Origin of the sequence: Streptomyces sp. VTCC 41912, assembly GCF_045799175.1 — a bacterium.
Classification (GTDB): domain Bacteria; phylum Actinomycetota; class Actinomycetes; order Streptomycetales; family Streptomycetaceae; genus Streptomyces; species Streptomyces albulus_C.
In genome coordinates, this window is record NZ_JBJMAB010000001.1 from 108,118 (window position 1) to 127,380 (window position 19,263).

Annotated in this window: 17 protein-coding genes and 2 pseudogenes; 11 read left to right on the forward strand and 8 right to left on the reverse strand. The window is 73.2% G+C overall.

The window, feature by feature from the left end:
• Positions 1–55: 55 nt before the first annotated feature.
• Both ACJ6WD_RS00505 and ACJ6WD_RS00510 read right to left on the reverse strand, forming a co-directional pair.
• The gene (locus tag ACJ6WD_RS00505) at positions 56–811 is read right to left on the reverse strand and encodes a PP2C family serine/threonine-protein phosphatase (RefSeq protein WP_016572395.1); all 756 of its coding nucleotides are present in this window, start codon (positions 809–811) and stop codon (positions 56–58) included.
• A 191-nt stretch (positions 812–1,002) separates the two neighbouring features.
• Positions 1,003–2,136 carry a site-2 protease family protein gene (locus tag ACJ6WD_RS00510; RefSeq protein WP_376436066.1) on the reverse strand — a complete coding sequence of 378 codons (1,134 nt, stop codon included), beginning with the start codon at positions 2,134–2,136 and terminating at the stop codon, positions 1,003–1,005.
• Positions 2,137–2,523: 387 nt separating this feature from the next.
• Between ACJ6WD_RS00510 and ACJ6WD_RS00515 the strand changes: the two genes are divergently transcribed.
• A complete protein-coding gene (locus tag ACJ6WD_RS00515) occupies positions 2,524–2,811 on the forward strand; it encodes a hypothetical protein (protein ID WP_016572397.1) in 288 nt (95 codons plus the stop codon).
• 22 nt (positions 2,812–2,833) lie between these two features.
• Here ACJ6WD_RS00515 and ACJ6WD_RS00520 read toward each other — a convergent pair whose 3' ends face one another.
• The 3 genes and pseudogenes from ACJ6WD_RS00520 to ACJ6WD_RS00530 all read right to left on the reverse strand — a co-directional run bounded on the left by ACJ6WD_RS00520 (position 2,834) and on the right by ACJ6WD_RS00530 (position 6,056).
• Positions 2,834–3,274, reverse strand: coding sequence for an SRPBCC family protein (locus tag ACJ6WD_RS00520; RefSeq protein WP_233656660.1), 441 nt, complete (start codon positions 3,272–3,274; stop codon positions 2,834–2,836).
• Positions 3,275–3,659: 385 nt separating this feature from the next.
• On the reverse strand, positions 3,660–4,829 hold the full coding sequence (locus tag ACJ6WD_RS00525; protein ID WP_331249054.1) for a PP2C family protein-serine/threonine phosphatase: 1,170 nt from the start codon (positions 4,827–4,829) through the stop codon (positions 3,660–3,662).
• A 533-nt stretch (positions 4,830–5,362) separates the two neighbouring features.
• Positions 5,363–6,056, reverse strand: a pseudogene (locus tag ACJ6WD_RS00530) (RraA family protein).
• A gap of 228 nt (positions 6,057–6,284) precedes the next feature.
• Between ACJ6WD_RS00530 and ACJ6WD_RS00535 the strand changes: the two are divergent.
• Together ACJ6WD_RS00535 and ACJ6WD_RS00540 are read left to right on the forward strand one after the other, a co-directional pair.
• Positions 6,285–7,043, forward strand: coding sequence for a TetR/AcrR family transcriptional regulator (locus ACJ6WD_RS00535; RefSeq protein ID WP_233656657.1), 759 nt, complete (start codon positions 6,285–6,287; stop codon positions 7,041–7,043).
• Between the two features lie 102 nt (positions 7,044–7,145).
• Positions 7,146–8,435, forward strand: a complete 1,290-nt coding sequence (locus ACJ6WD_RS00540) for a cytochrome P450 (protein ID WP_233656656.1) — start codon at positions 7,146–7,148, stop codon at positions 8,433–8,435.
• A gap of 143 nt (positions 8,436–8,578) precedes the next feature.
• Here the strand turns inward: ACJ6WD_RS00540 and ACJ6WD_RS00545 are convergent, their stop codons facing one another.
• Positions 8,579–11,863 carry a CHAT domain-containing protein gene (locus ACJ6WD_RS00545; protein WP_407614911.1) on the reverse strand — a complete coding sequence of 1,095 codons (3,285 nt, stop codon included), beginning with the start codon at positions 11,861–11,863 and terminating at the stop codon, positions 8,579–8,581.
• Between the two features lie 172 nt (positions 11,864–12,035).
• On the opposite strand from ACJ6WD_RS00545, the gene ACJ6WD_RS00550 reads away from it, so the two are divergent.
• Together ACJ6WD_RS00550 and ACJ6WD_RS00555 are read left to right on the forward strand one after the other, a co-directional pair.
• Positions 12,036–12,365, forward strand: coding sequence for a hypothetical protein (locus ACJ6WD_RS00550; RefSeq protein ID WP_407614912.1), 330 nt, complete (start codon positions 12,036–12,038; stop codon positions 12,363–12,365).
• A gap of 21 nt (positions 12,366–12,386) precedes the next feature.
• Positions 12,387–13,277, forward strand: a complete 891-nt coding sequence (locus ACJ6WD_RS00555) for a hypothetical protein (protein WP_407614913.1) — start codon at positions 12,387–12,389, stop codon at positions 13,275–13,277.
• 55 nt (positions 13,278–13,332) lie between these two features.
• Here the strand turns inward: ACJ6WD_RS00555 and ACJ6WD_RS00560 are convergent, their stop codons facing one another.
• Positions 13,333–14,073 carry a hypothetical protein gene (locus ACJ6WD_RS00560; RefSeq protein WP_233656653.1) on the reverse strand — a complete coding sequence of 247 codons (741 nt, stop codon included), beginning with the start codon at positions 14,071–14,073 and terminating at the stop codon, positions 13,333–13,335.
• Positions 14,074–14,537: 464 nt separating this feature from the next.
• Between ACJ6WD_RS00560 and ACJ6WD_RS00565 the strand changes: the two genes are divergently transcribed.
• Together ACJ6WD_RS00565 and ACJ6WD_RS00570 are read left to right on the forward strand one after the other, a co-directional pair.
• Entirely contained in the window at positions 14,538–15,167 is a 630-nt protein-coding gene (locus ACJ6WD_RS00565) for a TetR/AcrR family transcriptional regulator (protein WP_407614914.1), read from the forward strand.
• Positions 15,168–15,335: 168 nt separating this feature from the next.
• Positions 15,336–16,415 (forward strand): chitinase, encoded by a 1,080-nt coding sequence (locus ACJ6WD_RS00570; RefSeq protein ID WP_051661880.1) that lies wholly within the window; start codon positions 15,336–15,338, stop codon positions 16,413–16,415.
• A 66-nt stretch (positions 16,416–16,481) separates the two neighbouring features.
• On the opposite strand, the gene ACJ6WD_RS00575 is transcribed toward ACJ6WD_RS00570, so the two are convergent.
• Positions 16,482–17,288, reverse strand: a complete 807-nt coding sequence (locus ACJ6WD_RS00575) for a LysR family substrate-binding domain-containing protein (protein ID WP_331249060.1) — start codon at positions 17,286–17,288, stop codon at positions 16,482–16,484.
• 70 nt (positions 17,289–17,358) lie between these two features.
• Here ACJ6WD_RS00575 and ACJ6WD_RS00580 point away from each other — a divergent pair, with 70 nt between their 5' ends.
• The 4 genes and pseudogenes from ACJ6WD_RS00580 to ACJ6WD_RS00595 all read left to right on the forward strand — a co-directional run.
• Entirely contained in the window at positions 17,359–17,745 is a 387-nt protein-coding gene (locus tag ACJ6WD_RS00580) for a DUF5997 family protein (protein WP_233656650.1), read from the forward strand.
• 100 nt (positions 17,746–17,845) lie between these two features.
• On the forward strand, positions 17,846–18,259 hold the full coding sequence (locus ACJ6WD_RS00585; protein WP_016579098.1) for a thiol-disulfide oxidoreductase DCC family protein: 414 nt from the start codon (positions 17,846–17,848) through the stop codon (positions 18,257–18,259).
• 72 nt (positions 18,260–18,331) lie between these two features.
• The gene (locus ACJ6WD_RS00590) at positions 18,332–18,763 is read left to right on the forward strand and encodes a PPOX class F420-dependent oxidoreductase (protein ID WP_038523582.1); all 432 of its coding nucleotides are present in this window, start codon (positions 18,332–18,334) and stop codon (positions 18,761–18,763) included.
• A 139-nt stretch (positions 18,764–18,902) separates the two neighbouring features.
• Positions 18,903–19,256: pseudogene (locus tag ACJ6WD_RS00595) on the forward strand (SAM-dependent methyltransferase); the annotation flags it as partial.
• Positions 19,257–19,263 lie beyond the last annotated feature (7 nt).

Here is a 19,263-nt window from a genome sequence, read left to right on the forward strand (position 1 = left end):
CCGCATTCCCCTCAAAAGAACGCGGCAGCAGGGGAGTTGGACGCGCGCACCCGCGTCACTCCCCGACACCCACCAACGCCATCGTGATGTTGTCCGGGGCGCCGGCCTCGATGGCCGCCTTCCACAGCTCGAAGGCGGCCCGGGCACCGTCGTGGGCGCGCAGGATCGCGGCGATCTCCTCCTCCAGGACCGGGTCCGTCAGCCCGTCCGTGCACACCACGTACCGCCGCTCACGGTCCAACGGGACGCGCCGCACATGCGGTGCGATCGCACTGAACCGGGCCGCGCCACCGATCGCCTGGGTCACCAGCGACGTGGTCCGCTGCCCGGCCTGGAGCGGCGGGCTGTCGTCCACGCTCACCTGACGCAGCCCGTCGCCCTCCGCCTCCAGGACCCGGCTGTCGCCGACGTTGAAGACCAGCAGGGAGTCGGGCAGGACGACCGCGCCGGCCACCGTGGTCCCCATCGCGAGCAGCGCGCGGTTCCGCTCGGCGGCGGCGTACACCGCCCGGTTGCAGCGGGTCAGCGCCTCCCGCACGGCTTCCTCGCTGTCCAGCGACGGCCCCAGCGCCGCCAGGTGCGCCACGGTCAGCGCGCTCGCCACCTCACCGCCGGGCTGCCCGCCGATGCCGTCGGCGACCGCCACCACCAGGGGACTGCCCAGCGGGAACAGCAGCGTCTGCGGGTTGGCGGTGACCGTGCCGCACAGCGTCCAGGGACCGGCGACCAGGCTGTCCTCGTTGTGCTCCCGGACCAGACCGGTGTGGCTGAGCGCCGTCACCGTGACGTACCGCGTCGCCGTCTCCCTCACCGTCGCTCCTTCCTGGTCGCTCCCGTCTCGGTCGTCCCTGTCCTGGTCGCTCCTGTCCCCGTCGCTCCTGTTCCGGTCGTCCCTGTCCCGGTCGCCGCCGGCCGGTCACTGCCGGCAGCGGTGACCGCCGTCCCTGCCGACGCCCGACGGAGCTGCGCCGTGGGTGCGCCGTCCTGCCGGGGCCCGCGCGCTCACCCGGCGCCCGTCCGGCCGCTCAGCGTGCGCCGCTGCATCATCCGGGAGACGTCCTTGGCGGTGACGATCCCCACCAGGTGTCCCGCGTCCACGACCAGGATCCGCATCCCGGTCCGCAGGGACGGCTTCTCCAACGCCTCGATCAGCAGGTCGTCGGGCGCGGCCACCGCGCACTGCGACAGCGGCGTCGCCACGTCCCGCACGCGGAGTTCCGCGCGTTGGGCGAGCGGTATCGCCGCGAGCCTGCGGAGCTGGACGAGGCCGCTCGGCCGCCCCTCGAAATCCAGCAGCGCCACCGCGGAGTGCCCGGTCTGCACGGCCACCTCGTCGATGAAGCGTTGGACGGTCAACCAGTCCGCGCCGGTCACCACGGGACTGGACATCGCCTCGCTCACCCGCAACCCGCGCAGCGACGCCTCCAGCGTCGCCCGGCGACGCTCCGCCCCGGCGACCACCATGATGAACAGCCCGACGAACGCCAACCACAGCCCGCTCGCCGCACCGCGCAGGACGAGGAACCAGCCGGCGGCCACCATCAACCCGCCCATCACCTGACCGCCCCGGGAGGCCACCAGGTCCGCGCGGTCCCGGTCGCCGGTGCGCCACCACATCAGTGCCTGGACCACCCGCCCCCCGTCCAGGGGCACGGCCGGCAGCAGGTTGAACACCCCCAGGAAGACGTTGGCCCAGCCCAACCACACCAGCACGACCGTGGGCACCGCCCACCCCGACAACTCACTGAGTCCGAATCCGGCCCCCAGCGCGACGCCCCCGATGAGCAGACTGGTCAGGGGACCGCTGACGGCGACCGCGAACGCCGCGGCCGCGGTCTGCGGCCGGCCCATCCGCGTCATCCCACCCAAGGCCCACAGGGTCACGTCCTCCACGGAGATCTGCTTGCGCCGCGCGATCGCGGCGTGCGCCGTCTCGTGCAGCAGCAGGCTCCCGGTGAGCAGCGCGGCCCCGACGACCCCGGCAACGGCGTAGACGACGGCGGAGCGCCCCGGAGCGATCACCGGCAGCGTCTGCCGCCCGAGGCCGTACGCGAACAGCACCACCAGCAGCGGCACGCTCCAGTGCATGCGCAGCGGCACCCCGACCACACGCCCGATCCGGACCGAGCCGTTCATCAGCGTCTCCCGCCGGCCCGGACGGTGCTTCCTCCGGGCGGGGCCTCGCGCCCCGCACTCCGCGAACCACCCGGCACGGCACTCACCCCCCATTGTCACTCGCCTTCCCCTCCTCCTCGCCCTCGAACCGGACCGGCCCGAGCAACACGACTAGGGCGTGTCCGACGGGTCAGGGCCGGGCCGTCCGCGGCGCCCTGGCACGCGCTTCGGCACAACGCCTTGCGATGCACCGCACCGGACACCGCGGCCTCGCCGACCCTGACCCATCGGACACGCCCTAACCTGGAAGTGCGGACGTCGGGACGTACCCGACGTCCCGAGGCACGCAGCCGTCGGACGCGGGCGCCGGTCGCACCGCGCACCGCCTGGCCACGGGAGGCGAGGGCCATGGGACGCAGTCACCACTTCCACCTCGATCAGGGCGGCCACTCGATCACCGTGAACATCGGCCCGGGGCGCGACGGCGAGATAGAACTCCTGGTCAACGGCAAGGTCGTCGCCTACCAGGAGGCACACGACACCGGCTTGAACCTCCTCACCGGCGAACTCCCCGACGACCCCGTCCGGCTCTTCCGCGTCCGCGTCCGCGAGCCACGGCTCGTCCCGACCGCGCCCCGCTGCACCCTGGAACTGGACGGGGTGGAGCGCCCGATGCCCGAACGCCACCTCGTCTGACGTCCGGCAGCGTGCGCCCGGCTCACGTGGCCGCGCGCTCGGCTTCCACCAGCTCCTTGAACTGTTGGAGATCGATGCGGACGCCCCGCTCGATGGCGACCGCCTGCGCGAAGCCCTGCGGCCCGCCGAAGGTCTCCTTGATCGTGCCCGGGTCGTACTCGAACCGGGCCTGGATCCGGGTGTGCCCGCGGTCGATGGGCAGCAGCGAGAACGTCCCCGCCAGATCAGGACCGCTCGTGGTCTGCCACGTCATCACGTTCTCCATCTCCCGGTCGACGATCTCGACCTGGAGCTCCTGCGCCCGGCCACCCGCGTCGACGTCCAGGCGCGCCCGCCGTTCACCCGCCGCTCGGGCCTGGCGGACGCCGTTCAGGAACCGTGGATAGGTCTCCGCACGATGGAGGCAAGCCCACGCGGTCTCCAGCGGAACGTTGATGTCGATGTGTTCTTCGAGCGTGCTCATCGGACACCTCACAACTTCTACCCGACCCCCACCACGTCTCCAGGGTCCTCCGCCCCGCCCCCGTAAGCGACCCGAGTCCCCCGGTCTCCCAGGGCGCCCCGGCCGTGCCGACGGCACCGGATCGCGCTCCTCTGCGGTCCGTGCTTTTGGCCGCACCGTCATCGCCCCTCCCCACCTCCCCCCTCCCCCCTCCCTCCTTCCCCCTCCCCTCCTCTCTCCCTGCTGCTCCCCGCGGCTTCCCCCTGCTCGCCCGCTCTCCTTGCTTCCTTCCGCTTCGGCGAGGCTGGAGGCTGTTGGACTCGTCTGCCGTAGACCGTGCCCGCCCCGTCTTTCCGTTGCTGCCGCGCTGGCGGCCCCGCCCCGGACGCGGTACGGGTCAGCCGCTCTACGCGGGCTCGGATTCCCGGCCGCACGGGGCGACGGCGAGGATCGCCACGTCGTCGTGGAGTACGCGGGTGTGGCGGGGGAGGTCGGTGTTGAGGAAGTCGATGACGTCGACCGGTCCGGGCGCGGGCCGGCCCCCGAACCGGAGGGTCAGCCGGTCAAGCAGCGGATAGAACGCTCCCGTCTGATCGCGGGCCTCGATCAGTCCGTCGGTGCAGAGCAGCAGCACGTCCCCCTCACCGAAGGGGTGCGTGTACGACACGGGGACTTCGGCCGCCAGCCCGCCCAATCCCAGTGGCAGGGCCGGCGGCCCCGTGAGGGCGACCACCTCTCCGTCCGAGATCAGCACCGGCTCGATGTGCCCGTGGTTGATGATCGTCAGCTGGCGGGCGCCGGCGTCGTACTCGATCAGGGCCGCGGTCACGAACAGCTCGTCGTCGGGGATCTCCGACGCCTCGTGGGCCAGCCGCCGTTCCATCCGGGACGCCACCGCCAGGAGGTCCCCGGGGTCGTAGACCGCCTCGCGGAAGCTGCCGAGGATGTCGGCGACGGTACGGACCGCCTGGAGCCCCTTGCCCCGGACGTCACCGATGATGGCCCGCTCGCCGGCCTGGGTGGCCCGGATGTCGTAGAGGTCGCCGCCCACCATCGTGCCGACCTCGGCCGACCGGTAGAGACCGGCCGCCAGCACCCCGCCGACCCGGTGCGGCACCGGCCGCAGCAGCGTGCGCATCAGCGCCTCCGCCACCGAGTTGACCTGCACCAGGCGTCGTTGCTGACGCTGGCGGTACCCGGCCAGGGCCACGCCCATGATCCCCACGATCAAGGTGGAGATGTACGTCGCGACATAGTGGTTCCCCCATAACTGATGGATGTTGTGGCCCGTGCAGCACGGAGTCCCCGCGAGCACGCCCTCCAGGCCGACGGCGAAGGCGGTGACGACGGCGACGCCGATCGGGCCGTGGGTGAAGGCCGCCAGCACGGGCACCGCGATGAGCAGCGAACTGACCGCCCACTGGGTGGGCGTGACGAACTCCAGCAGCAGCACCAGCAGGACGTAGAGGCCGGGCAGCCACCGCATCCACCGGGGGACCCGCGGCGCCTCGAACCCGTTGCTGTCCACGAGTCCGGTGAGCCGCTGGCCCGGGCGGGCTTGGCCCGGCGGCCTCACGGCGGCGGCTCCCACCGTGCCGTCGGGACCGGGCCGGCCGGCCCCGTGCCCCTCGTCCTCAGCGTCACCGCTCAACGACCCACTCACGCGACCTGTTCACTCGGGCTCCCGTTCACGGACTCCTGTCACGACCGTGCTCAAGGCCCACAGCCTGACGCGCCCGGGCAGCCAACCCGACGATTACGCCATCGGCAGCATGTTCCCCGCCCGTGGGCAGCCACCGCGCGAGGGCCGTCGACGGCACCGCCCGTCGTCCGCTGAACCTGCTCCTCATGACGCCCCCTCTTTCCGAACAGTTGACTGTGTGTGCCCGACGCGGGCCCGTGCCACGTCGTGACGTGTTCCACTGTCCGCCATCCAGCGCCCGGCGGCATCAACCCGAGGGGTGCACCCCGACATCACCCCCAGGTACGACCTCAGGCAGCGGCGCATGCCGGAGGTCTACGGGGCCTCGGAGCGCCCTGCCCGCGCCGTGTCCGCCCCACGCCCGTGGCCGGCTCGACCGCCCCGTGACCGGGTCGTGCCCGTTCCGGCTACTCCTCCACGGCGCCGCCGATGCGCCGGAGGTGCTGACGGAACGTGTACGACGGGTCGGCGGCGCGGCGCGCGAGGAAGTCGTCGAAGGCGGCCTGCCGACGCAGGGTCTGCCCGGCGCGGATCCGGTCGGCCTGTGCGCGCTCCGTCGCCCAGATGGTGCGTGCCGTCGCGAGCACCTCGTCGGCACGGTCCGCGGGGACGAAGAGCACCCCGTCGTCGTCGCCGAAGACCAGGTCGTCCGCGGTGACCAGGTGGGCGCCGAAGCGCGCGCTGACCAGGGCGTCCGGCTCCCGTTCGGCGAGCCGGACCGGGCCCGGCGCGGTGCGGCCGTAGCTGAAGACGGGCAGTCCGATCCCGACCAGTTCCGGAGTGTCCCGGTGGAGCCCCCCAGATCACCGCGCCGGCCAGCCCCGCGGCCTGTGCTTCGAGGCACAGCAGATCGCCGACGCACGCCTCGTCCTGGCGGCCCCCGTTGTCGATGACCAGGACGTCGCCCGGTCGGGCGTCGGTGAACGCCTCCAGGAAGACGTCGACGCTCCCGTAGTGGCGGGTCGGCAGGGCCCGCCCGGCGATCCGGTGGCCGGGAACCACCGCGCCGATGCCGGGCGGTGCGGTGCGCAGTGGTACGCCGAGCCGCACGCAGGCGTCGGCCACCAGGGGCGTGGACAGCTCGGCGAAGGTCCTGAGCATGGCGTTCTCCTCGATTCGGTCCCGTCACCGCCGGGGAGCGGTCGGCGCGGGGAGCGGCGAACGAGGTCATGATCTCCCGCCGTTGCGGCCCGGACAAGCCATCGGCCAACTGCGGTGCCGTCGGCCGCGCGTGACCGGAAACCGCCTTATTCGACGGCCGCTCGGTCCCTACCTTTGACCGCGTGACCAGATTCGAAATCTGGTCACGCACAGGGAGGGAGAGAGCGCGTGGAGCGTGCCGAGCGCGGGGAGCGCATCCTGGAGGCCGCCGGGGAACTCCTGGTCGCCTGGGGCTATCGGCGGGTGACGATCGACGAGATCGCCCGCCGGGCCGCGGTCGGCAAGGGCACCGTCTACCTGCACTGGAAGACCAAGGACGCCTTGCTGCTGGCCGTGGTGCTGAGGGCGAAATCCCGTAGTCTGCATGCCCAGTTGGCGAGGATGCGGGCCGATCCGCGGGAGATCCTGCCGAGCCGGATGATGCGCGGCTACTACCTGGACTTCCTGGCAGAACCGGTGCTGCGCGCCCTCTACACCGACGACGTCGACGTCCTCGGTCGGCTCAACGACGTCGCCAAGAAGGAACTCGCCGAACTCATGGCGTTCAACGACGGGATCCTGCTGCGCTATCTCGCGGTGCTGCGGGAGCACGGGCTGGTGCGCACCGACATCGACGTGCGGCACCAGCAGTACGTGCTGATGTCCACGGCCACCGGATTCTTCATGGCCGAGGCGATGTTGGCGGACCACGCGCCCGACACGCCGGAGGTGCGGGCCGACCTGCTCGCCGCGACGATCCGCAGCGCGGTGGACATGCCCGTGGAGGGGTTCGGTGCGCGGGCCGTCGGGCCGCCGGGCCGCTCCGGTGCTCCCCGGGCCAGGACCGTGGAGGAGGCGCTGGTGGCCGCCAGGCGTGACGTCCTCCCGCTGTACGAGCAGGCGGAGGAGTACGGCGCACGGGAGATGCGCCGGCAGTTGCGGGGCTGAAGTACCGGCCGGCGCGCACGACCGCGGCCCGTCACGCCTTCGATTCACCCTCGATTCGTCTTCGAGCCCAGCTCATTTCACTGCACGCCACAGGAGAGCGACATGACCGAACTAACGGACTCCCCGTTCAGCGAGTTCGTCGGAAAGCACCCCGGCGAACCGAACGTGATGGAACCGGCCCTGCTCACGGACCCGTTCGCCGGCTACGGCGCGCTGCGCGAGCAGGGCCCGGTGGTCCGCGGCCGGTTCGTGGACGACACGCCGGTGTGGTTCATCACCCGCTTCGAGGAGGCCCGGGAGGTGCTGCGCGACCAGCGGTTCGCCAACAGTCCCGCGCACTCGGCGGGCGGCGGGAGCGCGGACACCCCCATCGACCGGCTGCTGGAGATCATGGGACTGCCCGAGCACTACCGGGCATACCTCTCCGGCACCATCCTCAACATGGACGCCCCCGACCACACCCGGCTCCGGCGGTTGGTCTCCCGGGCCTTCACCGCCCGCAAGATCACCGATCTGCGTCCCCGGGTGGCGGACATCGCGGAAGACGCGCTGCGCCGGCTGCCCGAACACGCCGTGGACGGCGTCGTCGACCTCATTCCGCACTTCGCCTATCCGCTGCCCATCACCGTCATCTGCGAATTGGTGGGGATTCCGGAGGCCGACCGGCCGCAGTGGCGGGAATGGAGCACGCACCTGGTCTCCCTGCGGCCGGAGCTGCACCCCGAGACGTTCCCGGAGATGATCGACCACATCCACGCGCTGATCCGGGAGCGGCGGGCGGCGCTCACCGACGACCTGCTCAGCGAGCTGATCCGGGTGCACGACGACGACGGCAGCCGCCTCAGCGACGTCGAGATGGTGACGTTGGTCCTGACCCTCGTCCTGGCCGGTCACGAAACCACCGCCCACCTGATCACCAACGGCGTCGCCGCCCTGCTCACCCATCCCGACCAGCTGCGACTGCTCAAGTCCGAGCCGGCGTTGCTGCCCCGTGCGGTGCACGAGCTGATGCGCTGGTGCGGTCCGGTGCACCTGACCCAGATGCGGTACGCCACCGAGGACGTCGAGCTGGCCGGCGTGCGGATCAAGAAGGGCGAGGCCGTCACGCCCGTCCTGGTCGCGGCGAACCACGATCCGCGCCACTTCGCCGACCCTGACCGGCTCGACCTCACCCGCCAGCCGGCGGGCCGGGCCGAGAACCACGTCGGCTTCGGCCACGGCATGCACTACTGCCTGGGCGCCACCCTGGCCCGTCAGGAGGCCGAGGTCGCCTTCGGGAAGCTGCTCGCGCACTATCCGGACGTGGCGCTGGCGGTGGCGCCGGAGGACCTCCGGCGGGTCCCGTTGCCGGGCAGTTGGCGGCTGGCCTCGCTGCCGCTGCGGTTGAACTGAGAGGCGACCGCACCGGGTCCGCACGGGGTGGCGCCCGGCGGACCAGGGCGGTGGCCGGCAGTGCCGGGCGGCGCCTCGCGGGGGGGCGTCGCCCGGTGGAGCGTCGCCCGTGGGGCGTCGCCGAGCCCTCTCGTGGCTGTGCGCTACGGCCCGATGTGGACATGGCCCGCCCATCGACTCGGCAACAGGGGTGCGTTCGCCCGCAGGCTGCACACGGCCTGGTGGAGGGCGTGGGCGGGGGTGGGGTGCGGGCTGGTGTGGAAGAGCCGGGCGGTCTCGGCGGCGGTGGTGTCCTCGACGGGCCAGAGGGTCGCGACGACCTGGCCGAACCCGGCGAGGTGGAAGGCGCCGCCGAGGTGGACGGACTCGTCGGGGAGCCGCCCGGACCGGGCGGTCGCGCAGGCCGAGAGGTAGCAGAACTCGCCGCGGGCGAGCCGGAGTCGGGAGATCTCGGACACGGTCAGCGGCTGGTCGTCGAGGATCAGGTGGCTGCCGTAGGGACTGGTCGGGTCGGCGACCGCGTGACAGGCGAAGTGGACGTGGGTGCTGGCCGGCAGGGCCGCCAACAGCCGTGTGCGGGTGGCCTCGTCACCGGTCAGCAGGACCGTGTCCGTCCCGTAGCGGTCGGCGGCGGCGCGGGCCTCGGTGAGGGCGCCGGCCAGCGGGGCGAAGCCGGCCGTGCGCGGCATCGCCACGACCAGAGGAACGGGCCGCTGGGGCCGTGCGCCGCGGCGGGCGGCGGTGCGGACGGCCGCGGCGAGGGCGGCCACGGTCGGGGTGTAGGAGGGGACGGCGTGGTCGAGGAGGGAGCGGGTGCCGCTGGGGTCGTCGTGGTCGCCGGCGGCGTGCAGGGGGAGTTGGGCCAGGGGCCCGGTGGTGGAGAGCCAGATGCGGGGCGGGTGGGGTGGGGCTGCCGTGATGGCCGTGGTGGCCGTGGTGTGAGGGGGGAGGGTGGTGGTCCGGGTGAGGTGGGTGAGGACGGGGGCCGCGGCGGCTTCCCAGAGCCACTTCAGCGTTTCGCGGAGGGAGGTCTGGGCCGCGAGGCGGTCCACGAGTGCGGTGCCGTGCGCCTCCGCGGCGCGCAGTGCCTCGGCGAACCGCTCCGCACGGGACGCGGCCTCGGCGTGGGTGAGCGCGGGCAGCGGGACCGCGGCCACTCCCCCGCTGGTGAGGATCAGCGCGTCGCAGCGCAACGGGCTGGTGTTGACGGTCACCACCGGCCCGCCGGCGGCCGCCGGTCGCAGCGTGGCCAGCCGTGGCGGTTTGAGGAAGCCCTCCAGGCCGGGGAGCCGACGGGCCTCGGCGACCACCAGTTCCCACGCGTCGGCCAGTTGGTGCCGGCGGTCGGCCGGGTCCGCACCGGTCGGGGCGGTGTCGAGGGCGGCGCGCAGGGCCGCCAGCCGGTCCGCGAGGGCCGGGGCGGCGTCCCGGAGCGCCTCCTCCTCTCCGTGCAGCCCGAGCGTGCGGGCCAGCAGGATGCCACGGCCCTGTTCGAGGATCTCCAAGGCGCGGGCGGGGGCGTCGGGACCGCCCGCCTGGAGGACCGCGGCCGCGGCGTCGGCCGCCAGTCCCCTTCCGTGGCGGGCGAGTTGGGTCTCCGATTCGCTGCCGTGGAGTTGGTGCGGGACCGCCTGGGGCAGCAGGGCGACGGCGCGGGCGTAGGCCGCGGCGGCCTCCCGGTGGCGGCCGGTGGAACTCGCCAACTCCGCCAGCGCGCGGTGCAGCCGGATCAGTTCGCCGGGCGGCCCGGCAGCGCTCCGGGTGGCGGCCTCGGCGAAGGCGTACGCCTCGCGGATGAGCTTGGGCTCCGGCTCGTCGGCCCCGCTGTGCCGTTGCCGTTCCAGCAGGGCTGCGGAGAGGTGGGAGAGCATGGCCGAGCGGAAGACGTGCCCGGGGCGCGCGCTCTCGATGGCCTCCCGCAGCAGGGAGATCGCCTCGTCGAGGGCGTCCGGGTCGTCGTCCCGGCGGGCCCGCTCGCGCAGGGTGCGGGCGAGGTTGTTCAGGTAGCCGGGGCGCTGCGGGTCGTCCGGCGCGCTCACCGCCACCGCCTCCCGGTGGACGGCGACCGCCTCGCCCAGGGCGGACGGTTTTGCCGGGGGCGGCCCGCCGGGTGCGGGGCGGTCCTCCCCCGGGAAGTCGGCGTACAGGTCGTAGAGCGCGTTTCCCCAGTGGCTGAGGGCGATCGCGAGGTCGGTGGGGTTGCCGCCGCGGGCCCGCCGGTCGTCGACCGCCTCGCGGTAGAGCGCGAGGGCGTCGTGCAGCACGCTCGCCAACCCGGTCCGTCGGTACTGGGCGTGCAACACCTCGGCGTGGTCGAGCAGCACCCCGCCACGGCCCTGCGGCGGAAGCGGCTGGGCTTCCCCGCGGACCAGTCGCACCGCCTCGTCCAGCGCGGCCCCGTCCCCGGTGACCCGGTGGCGCTTCACCAGCAGACCGGCCAGCCGGGCCCGGTAGGACGTCGCGTCCGAAGCCCCGGCGGGGGTGGCCCGCACCGCACCGCGACTGGCGTCGATCGCCGCGTTGAGGTCGGTGGCGGCGCCGCTGACGTCGTACCGCAGCGACAGGTGGAGGCCGAACTCGTCGAGCCGTGACGCCAGCCACTCGCTGTCCGGCGGGGTGTGCCGGAGCGCTTCGCGGCCGCAGTCGACCGCCTCGTCGACGTCCCGTCGGTCGTTGGTGTGCCGGTAGTGGTCGCCGACCACGCGGGCGTGCTGGGCCACGGCGTCGGCCCAACGCGCCCCGCCGGCCGGGACGAGCAGCAGGAGTTCCCGGCCGAGCCGTACCGCTTCGGCCAAGGTCGCGGCGTCACCGGTGGCCCGGTACCCCAGTTGGAGGGTGACCGTCAGCAGGCGCAGGGCCCGCACCCGCGACGGCAGGTGGCGCGGTGTCCGGTCGAGGAAGGGGCGGAGGGCGCGGGCGTCGCGGTGCGGCTGGCCGCCGCGCGGATCGAGCCCGCGGACCACCTCGACGAAGTCCGGTGACAACTCCTCGCGCAGCCGCAGTCCGGACAGCACCCAGCGGCGCACCTCCCGCGGTATCCGGGGGCCGCCCAACCGGCGCCCGGACCGCACCGCTTCCAGGACGGCGGCGGCCTCCGGCGGCACCGCGTCCCGTTCGCCGGCGTACACGCAGGACAGCGGTTGCAGGGACGCCTCCCATTCGGCCTGGTGAGCGCCCTCGGCCCCGGTGACGTACTGCAGCCAGCGGGCCATGCCGACGGCGTGCAGCGCGGCCAGGTCCGGCCACCGGGCATCGTCCATGCTGATCACCAGGCGGGTGAGGGCCCCTTGGCGTTCCAGGGCCCGCAGGGGGCCGAGGTCACCGGTGTCGCGGGCGGCGGCGATGCCCTGCCGTACCGCGACGAGCAGTTGGTCCCGCGAACCGTTCCGTGAGGGATCACGCGCCGGATCCCGTGAAAGCTCTCGCATCACGCCCCCGTTGGCCCGAGAATGAGGTGTCCGATTCTCACCCCTGCGGTCCCGCGGGGAGTTCCTCCCCCGTGCGGTCCCGACGGCCTCTTCAGGCAGCACAGCATAAGCCCGACCGGAAGGGCAGCCCATGGCCTCGACGTCACTCGCGGACGGTCGTGACGATCCCGATATGTCCGCCCTCTGCTCCCAACTCGGCGCGCTGCGCCGGGCGGTGCACGGCACCCCGCTGGCGGAGGCGCTCGCGGACGGCCTGACCGCGGTGCGCGACGGGGCGCCGGCCGCACCGCTGCTGGCGCGGCTGGGCATCGCGCCGGCCGGTCAGGACCGCGACGCCTGGTGTGGCGCCGCGACCGTCGCGGGGCTGGGTTCCGGACACAGTCACGACGAACGGTACGGCTGCCCGGCGGGCCGGTGCGGGCGCGCGGTCGTCCGGGAGCCGGGCGGCGAGCGGCCGCACTGCCTGGTGCTCGGCGCGGCCATGCGGCTGCTGGCGGACTGATCCGATGGACCACCTCCTGTGATGCCGGTACTGGGGGATCTGGGCCGGCAGCTCGCCCAGCGGTGGGTCGGCCGGCTCGCCCTGCCCGGGCTGTTGTTGGCGGGCACCGCGTTGCTGGGACTGGCGCTCGGACAGCGGCATCCGTTCGACCGTGCGCGGTTGGCGCAGCGCGTCGTCCCGTGGGCGGACGCGTTCGCGACCCGTCCTTCATCGGTGCAACTCCTCTACGTCGGTGGATTGTTGTTGGCGGTGGCGGCGGTCGGGGTCGCGGTGGAGTCGGCGGCCGGCGGCACGCTGCGGCTCTGGCTCGGGCAGTGGCCGCAGGCCCTGAACCGCCCGGCCCGGGTGCTGGCGGCCCGCCGCGAGGCTCGTTGGGAGAGCGCGCAGCGACGGGTGACGGAGCTCCGGGCCGCGCTGCCGGCACCCCGGGAACCGGCCGAGGCGCGGGCGATCGACCAGGCGGCGGAGGACCGGGAGGCGATCGCCCCGGCCCGGCCGACCCGACCGACCTGGATGGGGGACCGCGTCGCCGGCGCCGACCTCCGCGTGCTGCACCAGTACGGACTGGACCTCGCCGCGGTGTGGCCGAGACTGTGGCTGGTGCTCCCGCAGGAGGTGCGCGACGAGGTCACCGCGGCCCGCCGTCGGATCGAGGCGGCCGCCCAACTCGCCACCTGGGCGGTGCTGTTCGCGGCCGTGGCGCTCGCCTGGTGGCCCGCGCTGCTGGTGGCGGCGGTGCCCGCGGTGTCCGGCTGGCGGCGCGGCCGGGCGGCGGTGGCGACCTATGCCCTCCTTCTGGAATCGGCGGTGGACGTCTATGCGGGCGAACTGGCGGCCAAGGCCGCGGAGGGGACGGAGTGGACCACGGAGCGGGGCGCGGCGCTCACCCGCCTCATGAAGAAGGGCAGTTGACGCCAGGGCGGTGGCGCGCAGTCGAGCGGGACCGCCCGTCAGGCCGAGGTGCCCGTCAGGCCGAGTCGCCCCGGCCGGGCGGCGGTCCGGGCACCTTGCCGAACGCCCGCAGGATCGCGGCCAGCTCCGCGCCGCCCTGGATGCTGTGCACGAGCGTCCCGTCCGGATCGTGCTGCTCAACGACCCGCAGCGGTGCCAGCACGCCCCGGTGCCAATGGAACAGCCCGTCGCTGAACCCGCCCTGCGGCCCGCACAGCCGCGGCAGCATCTTCTGCAACTCCATGATCCGCAGATAGCTGTTGACGTCGATCAGCGGGTGGAGGACGAGGAGGTTCTCGCCGGGCATGGCGACGACACAGCCGTGCGGTGTCGCCACCTCGATCAGTTCCTCGGCCCTCAGGAGCTGGGTCGCGGTCCATGCGCCACCCTTGACCTGGTAAACGGGCCCCGCATCCGGTTGAAACACCGTCACTTCCCGTGGCTCGCGACGGAGGTTGTGCAACCCCACCGACCACAGCTCGGCCGGGTCGGCGCCCCACTGGTGCATCTGCCCGGTCCGCAGGAAGTACAGGCCCGAGGGGGTGCGCGCTCCCAGAACGGCCAGGAAGCCCCCGCCGATTTCACGGACGACGCAGTCCTGCCGGTCAGGTAACTGGTCAGCGCGCCGCAACCGCGGTATCAGTAACGGCCGCACCGCTTCGAGCCCTCCGGCGAACACGTCGTCGCGGGACTCCGCAACGTCCGGCGTCGACGGCGGGGCGGCGGCCGGGCGGGGCTTGCGTCGGAAGAGGCCCATGGCGGGAGGCTACCCGCGCCCGAGCCGTCCGGCGCCGCCCGCGTCGTACCGATGCGCGCGGAGGCAGGGGCGCCCGTTCCGGTGCGGGGCGTCGGCGGCGGCCGGTGCGCGCCAGTCAACGGTCGCCGTCGCCGACGAGGGGACTTGGTCTGTCGAGTCGCTGTGTTCATGCCTCAACGGTGCCCGACGCGGCGGACATCCGACGTCAACCCGTGGTGGGGACTTGCCGGGCCGTGCCGGTAGACCCCAGGTACGGCAGCCGTCCACCGGTATGACGTCGCCGGAAGCCCCACCCCTCCGCAGCCACCAGCCCCGCCCCGGCCCTGCTCCGTGGCGGACATCGATGCGTAGCGGACACCGATCCGTATCAGATGCGGATCCGTATCGGATGTGGATATGCATCGCATACGGTGTTGTAGCGTGCGCAGGTCACGTCGGCGTGTCCAGGCCTGTGGAGGAATGCGTTGCCCAAGGGACCGACCAAACGCCGCCCGCAGACCACCGCGCGGCTGCTCGACGCGGCGCTGGAGACCTTCACCGAGCGCGGCTTCCACGGTGCCTCCATCGAGGAGATCTGCGACCGCGCCGGCTTCACCCGGGGTGCGTTCTACTCGAACTACCGCACCAAGGAGGAGCTGTTCTTCGCCCTCTTCGACCTGCATGCCCGGCGCGTGGTCGACCGACTGGCGGCGGCCGTCGACGAGATGCAGGACGCCGAGGACCCGCTGCGCGCACTGATCGCCCGCGCCAGCGCGTTGGACGAGGCCGAGCGCCGCTGGTACCTGCTGTCGACGGAGTTCACCCTCCACGCCATCCGCCATCCCGACACCGCCCGCACCCTCGCCGCCCACGACCGCCGCCTCCGTGAGGAGATCGCGCGCCTCCTGGCCGTGCTGTTCGACCGACTGGGGCGTCGGCCCACCGTCGACCTCGACTCCCTGGCCCGTCTGGTCACCGCCCTCCACGAGGGCTCCCTGGCCCAGAGCCTGGTCGAACCGGACCAGCTCCCTCCGGGAGAACTCCCCGGCACCTACCTCCCGTTGGTGATCCACGCCGCCTCCCGCGCCCGCCGCACCCGCCGCACGGATTCCTGAGCCCCTACGGGCGAAGCGCCCCACCCTCAGCACCCGGCCTCGAAGCACCTCTCCCCGAGCGCTCAGGCGACCAACTCCCCTACGGTCCAGACCCATTGACGAAAGGTATGGACCAATCTACGGTGTGCGCACCACCCCCCGATCCCCCGCCACTGACGAAGCCCCGTCATGGCTCGAAGGGAGCACAGCGTGACCGGTCGGATAGCGCGTCTGCTGAAAACCGGCCTGGCGGCCGCCTGCCTCCTGCCCATGCTGGGCGTCGCGGCGCCCGCGACCGCAGCCCCGCGGAGCGATACCTGCGCCGTGAAGCCGAAGCCCACCGGCAAGGTCCTCCAGGGGTACTGGGAGAACTGGGACGGCGCGGCCAACGGCGTCCACCCGCCGTTCGGCTGGACCTCGATCACCGACCCGCAGATCCGCGCCCACGGCTACAACGTCCTCAACGCCGCGTTCCCCGTCATCAGCTCGGACGGCACCGCCCTCTGGGAGGACGGCATGGACGCGACGGTGAAGGTGCCGACGCCCGCCGAGATGTGCCAGGCGAAGAGCGACGGCGCCACCATCCTGATGTCCATCGGCGGCGCCACCGCCGGCATCGACCTCAACTCCACGGCCGTGGCCGACCGTTTCGTCGCGACGATCGTGCCGCTCCTCAAGAAGTACAACTTCGACGGCATCGACATCGACATCGAGACCGGCCTCAGCGGCAGCGGCAACATCAACCAGCCGTCGCCCTCGCAGTCCAACCTCATCCGCATCATCGACGGCATCCTCGCCCAGATGCCGGCGGGCTTCGGCCTCACCATGGCCCCCGAGACCGCCTACGTCACCGGCGGCAGCGTGACCTACGGCTCCATCTGGGGCGCCTACCTGCCGATCATCAAGAAGTACGCCGACAACGGCCGCCTCTGGTGGCTGAACATGCAGTACTACAACGGCAGCATGTACGGGTGTTCCGGCGACTCCTACGAGGCCGGCACGGTCGAGGGCTTCACCCGGCAGACCGACTGCCTCGACAAGGGGCTGACCGTCCAGGGCACCACCATCAAGGTCCCCTACGACAAGCAGGTCCCCGGCCTGCCCGCCCAGCCGGGCGCCGGCGGCGGCTACCTGGCCCCGGGCCAGGTGACCCAGGCGTGGAACACCTACCACAACGGGCTGAAGGGCCTGATGACGTGGTCCCTGAACTGGGACGGCGCCAAGGGCTGGACCTTCGGCGACAACGTCAAGGCCGCCCAGGGACGCTGACCCCCGGGGCACTGAACCCCGTGGTCCGGCGGGCAGCCGCCGGACCACGGACGGTCCCGCGGTGCGCTACGACCGCCGGCGCGGCCGACCGCGCCGGCCCGCGTCCTTGGGGGCACCGGCACCGGCACCGCGCCGCGCGCCGCCCCGCCCGGCCGGCGCCTTGCCCCGCGCCGCCCCGCCGCCCTTGCCGGCCGGCTGGTCCTTCTTCCCGGACTGCTGGTCCTTCTTGCCGGCCGGCCGCTGCTTGGCCGGTTCGGCCGGACGACGGCCCCGGCTGCTGTTCACGGTCCGCCCGCGGACGATCCCGATGAAGTCCTCCACCTGGTCGGTGGTCCGGTCCTCGCGCCACGACAGTGCGACCTGGGACTGCGGGGTGTCGGTGATCGTCCGGTAGGTGAGGTCCCGCCGGTGGTACAGGCGCGCGAGCGACTGCGGGACGACGAGCAGCCCGATGCCCGCCGCCACCAGTTCGATGGCGTCCGGTGTCGTGGCCGGGCGCTCGAACGCGGGCCGGCCCGGCGGTTGCGCCCAGTCCAGGGTGTCGTCGAGCGGATGCAGCATGATCTCGTCGGCGAGGTCCGCCACGGACACCTCGTCGAAGGCGGCCACGAGGTGGTCCTTCGGCACCACGACCACCGACGTCTCGGTGTACATCGGGATCGCGCTGAGGTCCGTGCGGTCGACCGGCAGGCGCAGGAATCCCGCGTCGGCGCCGCCGTCCCGCAGCGCGTCGGCGGCCTCGCCGGCCGACACCTGGACCAGGGTGAGCGGGACCTCCGGCAGGCGCTCGTGCCAGATCCGCACCCACTTGGCGGGTGTCACTCCGGGGACGTACGCGAGCCGGAACGAAGGGGATGCATCCGAGCCTGTCACCCCGCCAGGTTACCCGCCGTGGCCGGAGGCCGTGGTCAGCGGCGGTGCGCACGCTAGATACCCTGGAACCATGAAGTCGCACCAGACCGCCCAGACGATGAAGCCCGCCACCGCGGCGAAGAAGCTGGGCGTGTACCTCCCGGCCACGCCCGCAGAGTTCCAGGAGGGCGTCGTCTCCCGCACCGAGCTCAACGCCCTCCAGACGGACCCGCCCGCGTGGCTGCGCGAGCTGCGGGACAACGGCCCCCACCCGCGCCCGGTGGTCGCGGCGAAGCTGGGCGTCTCCATCTCCGGTCTCGCCCGTGGCGGGGTCACCGAGGCCCTCACCACCGAGCAGATCGACGCGCTCAAGACGGAGAACCCCGAGTGGCTGCAGAAGGAGCGCGCCACCCAGTCGGAGGTCCGCAAGGAGACCGTCCGCATCAAGGAGAAGAAGCGCACCGACGGCGCGGCGTAACCACTCCGCGACGGCGGGCGACGCCGTCTCGCCGCTCCCCCACGACCACCGACCGCCACCCGTCGCACTCGGCGACGGGCCCCTCCGCCATGATGGGCACATGCCGACCCCGAAGAACCCGAGGACCCGCCCCGTGCTCGTCTACGACGGCGACTGCGGCTTCTGCACCACCTCCGTGAACTTCGCCGAACGGCACCTGCGGCCCCGCTGCCGGATCACCGCCTGGCAGTTCGCTGACCTGGCGGAACTCGGGGTCACCCAGCAGCGCGCCGAGCACGAAGTGCTGTGGATCACCCCGACCGGGGCGGTTCACGGCGGTGCCCAGGCCGTCGCCAAGCTCCTGCTGAGCGCGGGCGGCCCCTGGGCCGTCGCCGGCGCGGTCCTCACCCTCCCCCCGGTGCGCTGGCTCGCGCACGCCGTCTACCGCGTGATCGCCGACAACCGGCACCGGATGCCCGGCGGCACGCCGGCCTGCGCCCTGCCCGCCAACGACCGTCCGGCGCCGGGCGCTTGACGGCCCGCGGCGGCCGCTGACGGCGGGGCGGTCCGTCGGGAATAGACGGCGGCGGCCGGGCCTTGCCCAGACATGACCGCTACCCCGTTCGACCCGCGCGCCCTCCTCGCGGAGAGCCGGCTCGGAGTGCTCGCCACGATCAAGGCGGACGGCCGGCCGCAGCTCTCCCCCGTCATGCCCTTCTACGACCCGGAGACCGGCCTCCTCCACGTCTCGATGACCGAGGGACGGGCCAAGACGGCGAACCTGCGCCGCGACCCCCGCGCCACCCTGGAGGTCACCAGCGCCGACGGCGCCTCCTGGGCCACGGCCGAGGGCACCGCCACGCTCATCGGCCCCGGCACGGACCCGCACGGCCCCGAGGTGGAGGCGCTGGTGCGCTACTACCGCCGCGCCGCCGGCGAGCACCCCGACTGGGACGAGTACCGCGCCGCCATGGTGTCCGACCGCCGGGTGCTGATGACCATGCCGGTGGACCACGTGTACGGCGCCAAGCTGCGCTGAACGGGACGCCGCGGCCGGCGACCGCCACCGTGCCCGACGGCCGTCCTCGGAGGGTGGGCGGGTGACCGAACCGAACCGGGAGCGGCTGCGCGGAACGTTCACCGAGGACGCGGACCTCTACGACCGCGTCCGCCCCGCCGGCGGCAGCGCGTCGTTCTTCGCCCGGGTCCAGGACTGCTACGAACGGTTCGACCCGGCCACGCCACCGGGGTTGCGGCTGCCGTCGGCCGGCGACGTCCCCGAGGACGGCGGCGAGTTGGCCGCGTCCAGCCGCTTCGCGCCGGCCCGCTTCCGCCGCTACGCACGTGAACTGACCTACTCCACCCAGGAGTACCTGGACCTCCTGCGGACCTACTCCGGACACCGCGCCCTGCCCGCCGCCGCCCGCGACGGCCTGTTGGAGTGCATCGGCGACCTGATCGACCGGCGGCACGGCGGCACGGTCACCAAGCGCTACCTCACCCAACTCCGCATCGCCCGTCGCGGAGCGTGACCGGGGC